Origin of the sequence: Anoxybacillus ayderensis, from assembly GCF_013761015.1 — a bacterium.
Lineage (GTDB): Bacteria > Bacillota > Bacilli > Bacillales > Anoxybacillaceae > Anoxybacillus > Anoxybacillus ayderensis.
This window is the reverse complement of sequence record NZ_JACDUV010000001.1, coordinates 135988-149449: the sequence shown is the minus strand read 5'-3', so window position 1 is coordinate 149449 and position 13462 is coordinate 135988. Positions and strand designations below refer to the sequence as shown.

General features: G+C 45.2%; 19 protein-coding genes. All 19 read right to left on the bottom strand.

The window, feature by feature from the left end; genetic code table 11:
- Positions 1-30: 30 nt before the first annotated feature.
- The 19 genes from nuoK to upp all read right to left on the bottom strand — a co-directional run bounded on the left by nuoK (position 31) and on the right by upp (position 13381).
- Positions 31-342, bottom strand: a complete 312-nt coding sequence (nuoK, locus tag HNR63_RS00785; protein ID WP_181519472.1) for an NADH-quinone oxidoreductase subunit NuoK — start codon at positions 340-342, stop codon at positions 31-33.
- Positions 339-848 (bottom strand): NADH-quinone oxidoreductase subunit J, encoded by a 510-nt coding sequence (locus HNR63_RS00780; RefSeq protein ID WP_181519471.1) that lies wholly within the window; start codon positions 846-848, stop codon positions 339-341. The genes nuoK and HNR63_RS00780 overlap by 4 nt, the downstream gene beginning before the upstream one ends.
- A complete protein-coding gene (nuoI, locus tag HNR63_RS00775; RefSeq protein ID WP_003396988.1) occupies positions 845-1264 on the bottom strand; it encodes an NADH-quinone oxidoreductase subunit NuoI in 420 nt (139 codons plus the stop codon). The genes HNR63_RS00780 and nuoI overlap by 4 nt, the downstream gene beginning before the upstream one ends.
- A gap of 22 nt (positions 1265-1286) precedes the next feature.
- A complete protein-coding gene (gene nuoH / locus HNR63_RS00770; RefSeq protein WP_085789003.1) occupies positions 1287-2288 on the bottom strand; it encodes an NADH-quinone oxidoreductase subunit NuoH in 1002 nt (333 codons plus the stop codon).
- Positions 2288-3388, bottom strand: a complete 1101-nt coding sequence (locus HNR63_RS00765; protein ID WP_181519470.1) for an NADH-quinone oxidoreductase subunit D — start codon at positions 3386-3388, stop codon at positions 2288-2290. Before HNR63_RS00765 ends, nuoH begins: the two co-directional genes overlap by 1 nt.
- Before the next feature lie 3 nt (positions 3389-3391).
- On the bottom strand, positions 3392-4396 hold the full coding sequence (locus tag HNR63_RS00760; protein ID WP_181519469.1) for an NADH-quinone oxidoreductase subunit C: 1005 nt from the start codon (positions 4394-4396) through the stop codon (positions 3392-3394).
- Entirely contained in the window at positions 4397-4909 is a 513-nt protein-coding gene (locus HNR63_RS00755) for a NuoB/complex I 20 kDa subunit family protein (protein WP_006319894.1), read from the bottom strand. It abuts the gene before it with no gap.
- Positions 4900-5298: an NADH-quinone oxidoreductase subunit A gene (locus tag HNR63_RS00750; protein WP_181519468.1), complete on the bottom strand. Its 399-nt coding sequence runs from the start codon at positions 5296-5298 to the stop codon at positions 4900-4902. The genes HNR63_RS00755 and HNR63_RS00750 overlap by 10 nt, the downstream gene beginning before the upstream one ends.
- 122 nt (positions 5299-5420) lie before the next feature.
- On the bottom strand, positions 5421-5825 hold the full coding sequence (locus HNR63_RS00745; RefSeq protein ID WP_009360958.1) for a F0F1 ATP synthase subunit epsilon: 405 nt from the start codon (positions 5823-5825) through the stop codon (positions 5421-5423).
- 24 nt (positions 5826-5849) lie between these two features.
- A complete protein-coding gene (atpD, locus tag HNR63_RS00740; protein ID WP_009360959.1) occupies positions 5850-7271 on the bottom strand; it encodes a F0F1 ATP synthase subunit beta in 1422 nt (473 codons plus the stop codon).
- Positions 7272-7299: 28 nt separating this feature from the next.
- Positions 7300-8160 (bottom strand): F0F1 ATP synthase subunit gamma, encoded by an 861-nt coding sequence (locus HNR63_RS00735; RefSeq protein WP_021095062.1) that lies wholly within the window; start codon positions 8158-8160, stop codon positions 7300-7302.
- Positions 8161-8230: 70 nt separating this feature from the next.
- A complete protein-coding gene (gene atpA / locus HNR63_RS00730; RefSeq protein WP_009360961.1) occupies positions 8231-9745 on the bottom strand; it encodes a F0F1 ATP synthase subunit alpha in 1515 nt (504 codons plus the stop codon).
- 24 nt (positions 9746-9769) lie between these two features.
- Entirely contained in the window at positions 9770-10306 is a 537-nt protein-coding gene (locus HNR63_RS00725) for a F0F1 ATP synthase subunit delta (RefSeq protein WP_171335064.1), read from the bottom strand.
- Entirely contained in the window at positions 10303-10812 is a 510-nt protein-coding gene (gene atpF, locus HNR63_RS00720) for a F0F1 ATP synthase subunit B (protein WP_009360963.1), read from the bottom strand. Before atpF ends, HNR63_RS00725 begins: the two co-directional genes overlap by 4 nt.
- A gap of 170 nt (positions 10813-10982) precedes the next feature.
- Positions 10983-11195: a F0F1 ATP synthase subunit C gene (gene atpE / locus HNR63_RS00715; RefSeq protein WP_003253662.1), complete on the bottom strand. Its 213-nt coding sequence runs from the start codon at positions 11193-11195 to the stop codon at positions 10983-10985.
- Positions 11196-11246: 51 nt separating this feature from the next.
- Positions 11247-11957, bottom strand: coding sequence for a F0F1 ATP synthase subunit A (gene atpB / locus HNR63_RS00710; protein ID WP_006319877.1), 711 nt, complete (start codon positions 11955-11957; stop codon positions 11247-11249).
- Positions 11958-11963: 6 nt separating this feature from the next.
- Positions 11964-12341 (bottom strand): ATP synthase subunit I, encoded by a 378-nt coding sequence (locus HNR63_RS00705; protein WP_181519467.1) that lies wholly within the window; start codon positions 12339-12341, stop codon positions 11964-11966.
- Complete coding sequence (locus tag HNR63_RS00700) at positions 12338-12565, bottom strand: AtpZ/AtpI family protein (RefSeq protein WP_181519466.1); 228 nt, start codon at positions 12563-12565, stop codon at positions 12338-12340. The genes HNR63_RS00705 and HNR63_RS00700 overlap by 4 nt, the downstream gene beginning before the upstream one ends.
- 186 nt (positions 12566-12751) lie before the next feature.
- Positions 12752-13381: a uracil phosphoribosyltransferase gene (upp, locus tag HNR63_RS00695; RefSeq protein WP_009360966.1), complete on the bottom strand. Its 630-nt coding sequence runs from the start codon at positions 13379-13381 to the stop codon at positions 12752-12754.
- Between the last annotated feature and the right edge of the window lie 81 nt (positions 13382-13462).

The window sequence follows — 13462 nt, the reverse complement described above, 5'->3', positions numbered from 1 at the left end:
TTTATATGTAACCCCTTTGTTTCCCATCCTTTATCGTTTCATCGAATCGACTTCATCAATATGAATCGTTTTGCGATTGCGGTATAACGCAATTAAAATAGCTAAACCGACTGCTGCTTCCGCTGCGGCAACAGTAATGGTAAAGAGCGAAAATAGTTGACCGGTAATGCCTGGATTTACCCCGTATTTGCTAAATGCAACTAAGTTGACGTTCACGGCATTTAACATAAGTTCGATACAAATCAGCACAATGACTGTATTTCGTTTCGTTAACGCTCCGTACAATCCGATGCAAAACAATAAAAGCGCAAATACGAGATAGGCGGATAACGGTACATTCATTTTCCCGCCTCCTTATCATCTTTTTTCGCTAAAATGACAGCGCCAATGAGTGCAACGAGCAATAAAACGGATGCTAGTTCAAACGGAATGACGTACTTCGAATAGAGGGCGATTCCGATTTGTTCCGTATTTTTATCATGAAGCCCAACCGCTTCGCTGCCAAAGTCAAGCGTGCGAATGCCGATGTACATGACCGCCCCAAAAGCAACCGTACCGAGCAATGCGAATGCTTTTCGAAGCGGGCTGCCTGTCGATTGGCCGTCATCTTGATGGCGCGTAAGCATAATGCCGAACAACATAATAATTGTAATCGCACCAGAGTAAATAAGTACTTGGACGGCCGCCACAAATTCAGCCGATAAAAGAACGTATATGCCGGCGATGCTGACGAACGTGAAAACGAGGGCGACGACCATATGAACAACTTTGTTTAAATTTAACATAAACACGCCGCCGCCAAGCGCAATGAGCGCAAGAACGAAAAATGCGAGATATTGTCCACTCATGGCTTATTCACCTTCCGCACGTTCGTATCGTTTTCATCAAGCCACGTTAAATCTTTAAATAATTCATCGCGGCTATATTCCGCTAATTCAAAGTTGTTCGTCATCACAATCGCCTCGGTCGGACATACTTCCGTACATAAATCGCATAAAATGCAAATTTCAAAGTTAATGTCGTACGTATCAATAATTTTTCCTTTTTTCGTCGGATCCGGATGCTTTTTGCCCGTCAGCTGAATACAGTCGGTCGGGCAAATGTTTGCGCACTGATTGCAAACGATACATTTTTCCGGATAAAACTTTTGAATGCCGCGAAAGCGATCCGGAAGCGGAAGCGGTTCATTCGGATAATCGTACGTCACTTTTTCTTTTGTTAAGTTTTTCAGCGTATACGCTAATCCTTTCATTAAACCGAGCATTTCTGCCCACCCACCTTTTTATTTAAAAAAATAGTTGTTTCACAAGAGCTGTGACAAAAATATTGACGAGCGCCACAGGCAATAACACTTTCCAACCAAACTCCATCAATTGATCGGCACGCACACGCGGAAACGTAATGCGAAACCAAATAAATAAGAAGACGACGAGACTAAACTTTAACGCAAACCATACAGCACCTGGAATAAAGCCGAGAAACGGAAGCGGATGCCATCCTCCTAAAAAGAGCACCGTCGTTAATGCTGCCATCGCAAAAAAGTACACGTACTCTGCGAGCATGAAAAACGCCCAACGGAATCCAGAATATTCAACATGGAATCCTGCAACAAGTTCCGATTCTGCTTCCGGCAAGTCAAACGGCGTCCGGTTTAACTCCGCCACAGCGGCGACAAGAAAAACGAGAAAGCCGATCGGTTGGACAACGATAAACCATACATCTTTTTGCGCTTCGACAATGTCGTTTAAGTTTAAGCTTCCCGACAACAAAATAACGCCAATGACAGACATGACAAGCGGTACTTCGTATGAAATCATTTGCGCAGCTGCGCGCATGCCTCCAAGCAGGGCATATTTGTTGTTCGATGCCCATGCGCCTGTCACAACTCCGATTGTCGTTAATCCGGAAACGGCAATGTAATACAATAGCCCAACGCCAATATCAGCAAATTGCAACGCATCTGTAAACGGCAGTGCGGCAAGCACCATAAACGCAGGGGCAAACGCGATGACCGGTGCTAAAATAAACAACGGGCGATCGGCTGCTTTTGGAATCGTATCTTCTTTTAACAATAGCTTTAACACGTCAGCCACCGTTTGCAGCAATCCCCAGCGTCCTCCAACTTGGTTCGGACCGATGCGACCTTGCATAAATCCCATCACTTTTCGTTCCGCTAAAATGCCGTACGTGACAAATCCTAATACAACGAGCAATAGCCCAACGCCAATCGCAAAGAAAATGGCAACATTCGTCCAGCTTGGCGTCGACTGCAAAAGTTGTTCCATCATCATCCATCGACCTCCCCAAGCACGATATCAATCGCGCCAAGTATCGCAATTAAATTCGCGATATTTTCCCCTTTTAATAATTTCGGAAGGATTTGTAAATTGTAAAATGACGGTCGACGGAATTTTAAGCGGTACGGCTCTTTTTTCCCGTCGCTCGCAATATAACAACCAATTTCCCCACGCGGCGACTCGATGCGCACATACGCTTCTCCCGGTGGCGCTTTAATAATTTTCGGCACTTTGGCCATAATCTCACCGTCATCTGGAAACTGCTCGCACGCCTGCTCGATAATGCGAAGCGATTGCTCAATTTCAGCAAGGCGGCATTCATAGCGCGCAAAACAATCCCCTTCTGTACGTACAGGAACATCGAAATCAAATCGATCATAAATGGAATATGGTTCGTCTTTTCGTAAATCCCATTTCACACCGGTACAACGCAAATTGACGCCGCTTAGCGAATATGCTAACGCCTCTTCTTTCGTGTACTTGCCAACTCCCATGACGCGGTTACGGAAAATTTCATTTCCCGTCACAAGTTCATGATATCCTTCGAGCTGTTTGCGCATATATGGAACGAACTGTTTCACTTTGTCGATCCATCCGTCTGGCGCATCCCATTTCACGCCACCCACACGCATGTAGTTAAACGTTAAGCGCGCACCTGATAGTTCATTTAATAGATTAATAATCATTTCCCGCTCACGAAACGCATATAAAAACGGACTGACTGCACCAATATCAAGCAAATACGTCCCCCACCAAACGAGGTGGCTCGCAATGCGACCGAGCTCCATCGCAAGCACGCGTAAATACTCGGCACGCTCCGGCACTTCAATGCCCATCATCGTTTCTACTGCGTGACAAATGACGTAGTTGTTCGTCATCGCTGATAAATAGTCCATGCGATCAGTGTATGGGATGATTTGTGTATACTGCAAATTTTCTGCGATTTTTTCTGTCCCGCGATGAAGATAACCGATGACAGGAGTCGCTTCCTTAATGATTTCCCCATCGATTTTTAATACGAGACGAAACACGCCGTGTGTGCTCGGATGTTGCGGTCCGACGTTTAAAAGCATCTCCTCTGTTCTCAGCACGCCTTAACCCTCCATATCGTACGGCTCGTAATCTTTCCGAAGCGGATAGCCGACCCAGTTTTCCCCTAAGAAAATGCGAATGAGTTGTGGATGACCTTCAAAACGAATGCCAAGCAGATCATACGCCTCACACTCCGGCCAATTTGCCCCTGGCCAAAGCGGAACGAGCGAGTCAATGACCGGTTGATCGCGATCAATTTTTACTTTCAACGCAACTGATTGGCGATTTTTATACGAATATAAGTGCACATACACTTCCATATGCGTTTGAAAGTCCGTTCCGTGCAATTCTGATAAATAATCAAAACTTAGCTGCTCATTATATTTTAGAAACTCAGCCACTTTAAAATATGTATCTTTTTTTACAACGAGCGTCGGCACATCTTTCGACAAACGATTGATGTAAGCGTTTTCTAATACGTCTTTTCCGAGATGTTCTTCAATAACTTTGACGTATTTGTCGAGATATGGCTGATTTGGTGACGGTTTTTCCTCTTTTTCTTCAGCGACATCTGCACTTTTTGCTTTTGCTGCCGCTGCAGCTTTCGCTTTTGCCGCTGCTGCCGCTTTTTTCTTTGCTAATTCTTCTTCGCTTAATTCCCCCGACTCCGCTGCTTTTTGTTTCGCTAACGCCGCAGCTTTCGCTTTCGCCGCTGCCGCTGCTTTTTTCTTTGCCAATTCTTCTTCGCTTAATTCTCCCGACTCCGCCGCTTTTTGTTTCGCTAACGCCGCAGCTTTCGCTTTCGCCGCTGCTGCCGCTTTTTTCTTCGCTAATTCTTCTTCGCTTAATTCCCCCGACTCCGCCGCTTTTTGTTTCGCTAACGCTGCAGCTTTCGCTTTCGCCGCTGCTGCCGCTTTTTTCTTCGCTAGCGCAAGGTCTTCTTCGCTTTCGAGCGGAGGCTCAGTTTGTTCCGCTGCTTGCTTCGCCGCAAGTCGCTCTTTCGCTAATTGTTTCGCCCGTTCCGCCGCCTCTTTTTTTAGTTGCTGTAAATCTTTTTCATCACTCATTTACAGCACCTTCTTTCCTGTTTTCGCTTCGTAGCGAATTTTTTCTTTTAGTTTGTTAATGCCATAAATTAATGCAGCTGGGTTTGGCGGACATCCTGGAATATATACGTCAACCGGTACAATTTGATCGACACCTTTTACGACGCAATACGATTTCACATACGGACCGCCTGCTGTCGCACAAGATCCCATCGCAATCACCCATTTCGGTTCAGGCATTTGATCGTATAAACGACGAACGATTGGCGCCATTTTTTTCGTCACCGTTCCAGAGACGATCATGACGTCTGATTGACGAGGGGATGTACGGAAAAAAGAACCAAAACGATCTAAATCGTAATGCGAAGAGCCAACCCCCATCATTTCAATCGCACAACAGGCAAGACCGAACGTGAGCGGCCATAACGAGTTGCTGCGCGCCCATGCTTTGAGCTGTTCTAACGTCGTTAAAAAAACGTTGCGACGCATTTCTTCCATCTCTTGATCTGATACGTTCAATAATTTTACATCCATTTTAACACCTTCTTCTTCCAAGCATACACAAGTCCAATCAACAACATGACGACGAAAATGAGCATTTCAATGAGCGCAAATGCACCGAGCTTTTCAAACGCTACCGCCCACGGATATAAAAATACAGTCTCTACGTCAAAAATGACGAACAATAACGCAAAAATGTAATACCGTATGTTAAACTGCACACGCGAATCGTGGAACGGATCTAATCCGCTTTCGTACGTTGTTTGTTTCGCTGCATTTGGCGCATGTGGACGAAGAAAACGACCCGCCGTAAGCGCAACGATTGGAAGTAAAATGCCTAAACAAAGAAACACAAAGACGACTACATAACTGTTTACATAAACGTTCAACGATGCCCCACCCCTTTGTGACTTTATACACATTTTTCGAAAACGTCACACTATTAAGACTGTAACCGATAACATTATATCACTTCTTCACATATGTGTCGATAAAACTTGTTCCAAAAATAAACAAAAAACCCTAAGAGACGATGCTCCTAGGGTTAAAAATTGCGATTTGCAACATTTAAACGGTTAATCGCACGACGTAAAGCTAATTCCGCCCGTTTATGATCAATATCATCTTGCTTCGCTTGCAAGCGGCGTTCAGCCCGCTCTTTCGCCGCTTTTGCGCGCGCAACGTCAATATTTTCTGCTCGTTCTGCTGCTTGCGCTAAAATCGTCACACGATCAGGGCGAACTTCTAAAAAGCCACCGCTCACCGCCACGAGCTCAGTCGCGTTTCCTTTTTTTAAACGAACCGCGCCAATTTCTAGCGGTGCGACCATCGGAATGTGCCCAGGCAACACGCCGAGTTCGCCGCTTTGTGCTTTAGCGCTTACCATTTCCACATCCGCTTCATACACTGGGCCGTCCGGAGTTACGACACTGACTTTAATCGTCTTCATGAAAAAATCCTCCTCGGTCCCTTATTAAACTTCTACGCCCATTTTTCTCGCTTTTTCAATTACTTCTTCAATGCGGCCAACTAAGCGGAACGCATCTTCTGGAAGATGGTCATATTTTCCTTCCAAAATTTCTTTAAAGCCACGAACTGTCTCTTTTACAGGTACGTATGAACCTGGTTGCCCTGTAAACTGTTCAGCGACGTGGAAGTTTTGTGATAAGAAGAACTGAATGCGACGAGCGCGATGAACGACAAGTTTATCTTCTTCTGAAAGCTCATCCATACCAAGAATGGCGATAATGTCTTGTAATTCCTTATAGCGTTGCAACGTTTGTTGCACTTTGCGCGCCACTTGGTAATGCTCTTCTCCAACAATTTCTGGTGAAAGCGCACGAGATGTCGATGCAAGCGGGTCAACCGCTGGGTAAATACCCATCTCTGATAATTTACGCTCTAAGTTTGTTGTCGCATCTAAGTGCGCGAACGTTGTCGCTGGCGCTGGGTCAGTGTAGTCGTCCGCTGGAACGTAAATCGCTTGGATCGACGTAACAGAACCGACAGCTGTTGATGTAATACGCTCTTGTAATTGACCCATTTCTGTCGCAAGCGTTGGTTGGTAACCTACCGCTGAAGGCATGCGTCCTAATAGGGCAGAAACTTCTGAACCTGCTTGCGTGAAACGGAAAATGTTGTCGATGAAGAACAATACGTCTTGTCCTTGCTCATCACGGAAATATTCCGCCATTGTTAATCCTGTTAGCGCAACGCGCATACGTGCTCCAGGTGGCTCGTTCATCTGACCGAATACCATCGCTGTTTTGTTAATAACGCCAGAGTCTTTCATTTCATGGTACAAGTCGTTTCCTTCGCGCGTACGCTCACCAACGCCGGCGAATACGGAAATACCACCGTGCTCTTGCGCGATGTTGTTAATTAACTCTTGGATTAAAACCGTTTTTCCTACCCCTGCACCACCGAACAAGCCGATTTTTCCACCTTTAATATAAGGAGCAAGAAGGTCTACAACTTTAATTCCTGTTTCAAGAATTTCAACTTGTGTTGAAAGTTGTTCGAATTTTGGTGCTGGACGGTGAATTGCATCGCGACGAGCGTCTGCTGGAATATCTTCTCCTAAGTCAATCGGCTCTCCTAATACGTTAAATACGCGTCCGAGCGTGACTTCACCGACAGGAACAGAAATCGGTGCTCCCGTGTCGATGACTTCCATCCCACGCACTAATCCGTCAGTCGTTGACATCGCAATTGTGCGCACTGTGTCGTCCCCAAGGTGAAGGGCTACTTCTAACGTTAAGTCGATATCGACTTCTTTTTCGTTACGCGCTTTATGTTTAATTTTTAGGGCGTTGTAAATCGCAGGTAAGTGTCCGTCTTCGAACTTTACGTCTACAACAGGACCCATAACTTGAATAACGCGTCCTTTTGCCATCGTTTTCCCTCCTAACTAACTGCTTAAGCTATTGCAAGGCGTTCGCTCCGGCCACAATCTCTGTAATTTCTTGCGTAATTGCTGCTTGACGGGCACGGTTGTAAGAAAGCGTAAGTGTCCGAATCAATTCTTTTGCGTTGTCTGTTGCGTTTTTCATCGCTGTCATCCGCGCAGCATGCTCGCTCGCTTTCGCATCGAGCAACGCGCCATAAATTAAGCTTTCAGCGTATTGCGGCAACAACACTTCTAAAATTTCTTCTTGTGACGGTTCAAATTCATAAGTTGTTAACTTTTTCTCCGACGCTAAATCAGTTAATGGCAATAACTTTTTCTCCGTCACATCTTGTTGGATGGCGCTGACGAAATGATTGTAAAACATATACAACTCATCAAACGTACCATCTGCAAACATGTTCACCGTTTTGTTCGCAATTTCTTTAATGTCCGCAAACGCTGGTTGATCTGGCAAACCGGTAATATGTAAAGCTACCGGAATATTGCGGCGTTTAAAGAAATTTAAGCCGACGCGACCGATCGCAATAATCGCATATTCTTCTGTCGAACGGTGACGTTCTTGAATCGTTTGAAAAACGGTACGAAGTACGTTGCTGTTATAGGCGCCAGCTAAGCCACGGTCAGATGTAATGACTAAATATCCCGTCTTTTTTACTGGGCGCTTCACAAGCATCGGATGAGAAGCGTCGTTGCTTCCGAGCGCAACGCTCGCTACGACTTCTTGAATTTTTTCCATATACGGCGTAAACGATCTTGCATTATGTTCCGCACGATTTAATTTTGATGCCGAGACCATTTCCATCGCTTTTGTAATTTGGCTCGTCTTTTTTGTCGTGTTAATGCGCGCTTTTATATCGCGTAACGATGCTCCCAAAGGTTTCACCACCTTTTTCGCTCAATTGTTGAAAGGGGACGGAACAGCTCAGCTGTTCCGCTCACTTTTCTTACTCCGATACAACAAACGTCTTTTTGAACGCTTCAATCGCTTTGTTGAAGTCTTCTTCGTTTGGAAGATCGCCTGTTGTGCGAATATGTTCCATCAGTTTTTGACCGTTTTCGTCTTTGTCTAACCATGCATGGAACTCTTTTTCAAAGCGGCGAATGTCTTCTACTGGAATGTCATCTAAGAAGCCGCGTGTTAATGCGTAAATAATCGCTACTTGTTTTTCAACTGGTAGCGGCTCATGTAAACCTTGTTTTAACACTTCAACTGTGCGCGCACCGCGAGCAAGTTTCGCTTGTGTCGCTTTATCAAGGTCAGAACCGAACTGCGCGAACGCCTCTAACTCGCGATATGCCGCTAAGTCAAGACGCAACGTACCAGATACTTTTTTCATCGCTTTAATTTGTGCTGCTCCACCGACGCGCGATACAGAAAGACCGGCGTTAATCGCTGGACGCACGCCCGAGAAGAACAAGTCAGACTGCAAGAAAATTTGTCCGTCTGTAATGGAAATGACGTTCGTTGGAATGTATGCTGAAATGTCGCCCGCTTGTGTTTCAACGAACGGCAACGCTGTTAATGAACCTGCACCTTTTGCATCGCTTAATTTTGCTGCGCGCTCAAGCAAGCGAGAATGCAAGTAGAATACGTCACCCGGATACGCTTCACGACCTGGCGGACGGCGTAATAATAACGAAAGCTCACGATAAGCTGCCGCTTGTTTTGATAAGTCATCGTATACAACAAGAACGTGTTGTCCTTTGTACATGAAGTATTCGCCCATCGTTACGCCCGCATATGGTGCTAAGAATAAAAGCGGAGCTGGCTGTGACGCAGACGCTGTAACGACGATTGTGTAATCTAATGCACCGTATTTACGCAACGTTTCAACGACGTTACGAACGGTTGATTCTTTTTGTCCGATCGCCACATAAATACAAATCATGTTTTTCCCTTTTTGGTTAATGATTGTATCTACTGCAACGGACGTTTTTCCTGTTTGACGGTCTCCGATAATTAACTCACGTTGACCGCGACCGATTGGCACAAGCGCGTCAATCGCCTTAATTCCCGTTTGTAGTGGCTCATGGACAGATTTACGGTCCATAACGCCAGGCGCTGGGCTTTCAATTGGACGAGTTTCTGTCGTCTCAATTGGGCCAAGTCCGTCGACTGGTTGACCTAATGGATTCACCACGCGACCGATTAACGCTTCACCTACTGGCACTTCCATAATGCGACCTGTACGACGTACTTCATCGCCTTCTTTAATGCCTGTGTACGGTCCTAAAATAACGATACCGACGTTGTTTTCTTCTAAGTTTAGCGCCAATCCCATGACGCCGTTGGCAAACTCAACAAGCTCTCCTGACATAACGTTGTCGAGGCCATGAGCACGAGCGATTCCGTCACCAACTTGAATGACTGTACCGACATCGCTCACTTCGATTTCAGACTGATAGTTTTCAATTTGCTTTTTTATCAGCGCGCTAATTTCTTCCGCTTTGATGCTCATGCATTTCACCCCTATCTATAAATGTTAGCGAGTTAACTGTCGCTGTAATCTTGCTAATTTTCCGCTGACGCTTCCGTCGAAAATGCGGTTTCCGATGCGCACTTTGACGCCGCCGATCACATCTTTATCAATGACGTTTGTAATGCGAAGCGCGTCGACGCCAACTTTTTTCGCAAACACGTCTGCAAGCGCATTCGTTTCGTCTTCCGTTAACGGACGAGCCGAATAAACGATCGCCTCAGCTACACCGCGCGCTTCATTTGCTAACGCAATAAACGCATCTGCTAAATCACTTACGATGTCGATGCGATGGCGATCTAAAAGCAACATGAGCGTATGTTGCAATACCGTCGAAATGTTCGCAAACGCTTCTTGGACGAGCGCTTTCTTTTTCGTTAGCGCAATTTTTGGATGGTTTAGCACAGAAAGAAGCGCTTCATTTTGTGCAAACACCTGTTTGACGACGCGAAGTTCTTGTTCGAGCTGATCAAGAAGCTGCTGTTCTTTCGCAATTTCAAAAAGTGCCGACGCATATCGTTTCGCTACGACTTGTTTGTTCATCGGCTTTCTCCTACCTCTTGAATGTACTCGCTAATCAGCTTCGCTTGATCTTGTTCGCTCAACTCTTTTTCAATGACTTTTGATGCAATAAGTACAGATAAAGAAGCCACTTGTTGACGCAACGCTGCCATCGCTTGTTCTTTTTCTTGTGCGATTTCCTTTTTCGCTGCCTCTTTTAAGCGCTCTGCTTCTTGACGAGCGGCTTGAATGATTTGCTCTTTTTGCTCTTCGCCAAGCTTGCGAGCTTCTTCGATCAGCGCTTGCGCCTCTTGGCGTGACTTTTTCATTAATTCACGTTGCTCTTCTGCAAGCTTTTTCGCTTCTTGATGATGCTTTTCTGCTTGCTCAATTTCGTTCGCAATATGCTCTTCGCGCTGTTTCATGACGCCCATTAATGGACCGAACGCATATTTGCGAAGCAAAAACATAAGCAATAGGAACATGACTAATTGGAATGCGATATCGCCGCCGTTGAACCCATGTCCACCAGCGCCTAATACAAACATGTTTACCACCGCGCGTTTCACTCCCTTCAAAAATCGCCCGAATACTAGTCGGAACGTGTGCGTACGAACATAAAGGAATGGCGAAGGTTCTCATGGAATGATCTTCGCCATTGTTGAACGAGTTTCGTTTCCGTATGCAGTTACCGCTCGTTTCGAACGAGCGCTCAGTTTTAACGACCTTGAACCATGAACGCGATAACGACCGCGATGATCGGAATCGCTTCGACTAACGCTACCCCGATAAACATTGTTGTTTGTAACATACCGCGCGCCTCTGGTTGACGTGCAATTCCCTCTACTGTACGAGATACGATTAAACCGTTACCAATACCAGCACCAAGTGCCGCTAAACCAATTGCAATTGCAGCTGCTAATACACCCATTTGAAAAGTCCTCCTTCAATTTTTTATGTTGAAATGAATGTGTATTGAAAATTAATGGTCATGACTCACTTTGTGCGCCATATAAACCATTGTTAACATCGTGAAAATAAACGCTTGGATGGCGCCGACGAAAATACTAAATCCTTGCCATGCGATCGTTGGAATGATCGCCGCAATCGTTCCGCCGACTCCTGTCGCTAAACTTCCCGCTAAGAGCGCCAACAAAATTTCACCCGCAAAAATGTTCCCGTATAGACGGAGACCGAGCGTTAATGTATTCGCAAATTCTTCAATAATTTTTAATGGGAACAAAATTGGCATCGGGCTAACGAATCCTTTTGCATATTCTTTAAACCCGTTAAGCTTAATGCCATAGTAATGCGATAACGCGACAACCATCGTCGCCAACGTCAACGTCACGACTGGATCAGCTGTCGGTGATTTCCACCATAGCTTATTGTCGATGACGACTGAAAACGGCAGACCGAGCATGTTCGCTACAAAAATGTACATGATGAGCGTCATGCCGAGCATATGAAAGCGTCCACCTGTTTTCCAATCCATGTTGCTTTTAATAATTCCTTTGACAAAGTCCATAACCCATTCAAGAAAGTTTTGCATTCCCGTTGGCTTCATCGCTAAGTTGCGCGTGGCTAATACGGCAATGACAAAGACGATGACGGATGTAACCGTAATCATTAATACGTTGGCTAAGTTAAATGTTAAGCCAAACAGCGTGTATAAAGGAGCTTCGTGATGCATCTGTACTCACCTCTCTTCCCCTTTTGTTTTTTGGAAAAAGAAATCTATTATAATGACAATATAAGATGTCATTAATCCCAATACGATCCACCCGACAGAAAACTGTTCAGGCCAACGAAAAGCAATAAATACTGCAAGCGCCGCAGCAGCCATGCGCGACATCATGCCAAGCGAACGCGCTTTTTGCCCAGACGCAACCGCTTGTCCAAACCGTTCCACTTTCCGCACCATCGTCCAACCGTTATATAGGCTGATCACCGTCCCGAGAAGCAAACTTGAAAACGCTTGCTCATAAGGCGTAAAAGCCCAGCCTAACACGTAAATCGACAACAAGTATAGTATGTATGATTTGTGACGGCGCCAATGTTGCTGTAACTCGTTCATTTTTCCTCTCCTGAAAAAAATGAGCCAATGAGGCGAATCATCGCATAAACACCAGCCGCTAATCCGAGAAGCAAACCGACAATTAAAAAAAGCGGTTCGGTACCAAAACGCTCGTCGACAAAACGCCCTCCAAAAATCCCAACTAAAACGGAACCGACAAGTTGAGAAGAGATGGCCGTCATCAAACCGATCGCTCGAAACGGATGGCGCTCATGTTGTCGCATACGAAAGCCTCACTTTTCATTTTCAGAATTTACTGTATTTTTAAAAAGGTTATCCTTATCCCTTTGTAAGCATACAATAGTGAAAACGCGATGTCAATGCGTTCGGTCACAAAAATAGGGAAAATTTTTGGTAAGAAAAAGGGATGCGTCGTCACATCCCTTTTTCGTTTATTCATCACGCCCACCTTACTTCGTTCCGAATAGACGGTCTCCAGCATCGCCAAGACCTGGCACAATATAGCCGTGATCGTTTAACTTTTCATCTAACGCAGCGATATAAATATCGACATCTGGATGCGCTTGTTGCACCGCTTCGACTCCTTCTGGTGCAGCGATTAAACACATAAACTTAATATTTTTTGCGCCACGTTTTTTCAACGCATGGATGGCTTCCACAGCGGATCCACCTGTCGCAAGCATCGGATCGACGACAATGAAGTCGCGCTCTTCAACATCCGTTGGAAGTTTCACGTAATATTCGACCGGTTTTAACGTCTCTGGGTCGCGATATAGGCCGATATGTCCAACTTTTGCGGCTGGAATAAGCTTCAAAATCCCGTCAACCATTCCGATTCCTGCACGTAAAATTGGGATGATGCCTAATTTTTTCCCTGCGATCACTTTCGCTTTTGCCTTGCTGACAGGCGTTTCAATTTCAACTTCTTGAAGCGGCAAATCGCGTGTAATTTCAAATGCCATGAGCGTTGCTACTTCTTCGACAAGCTCACGGAACTCTTTTGTTCCTGTATGTTTGTCGCGAATGTATGTAAGCTTATGTTGAATTAACGGATGATCAAATACGTACACTTTACTCATGTCAATCGCTCCTTTTTTATATGCATTCTTGTAAATTTTACATAAAAACAGACGATGATTCAACCGAAGAAAAGGTGCCCC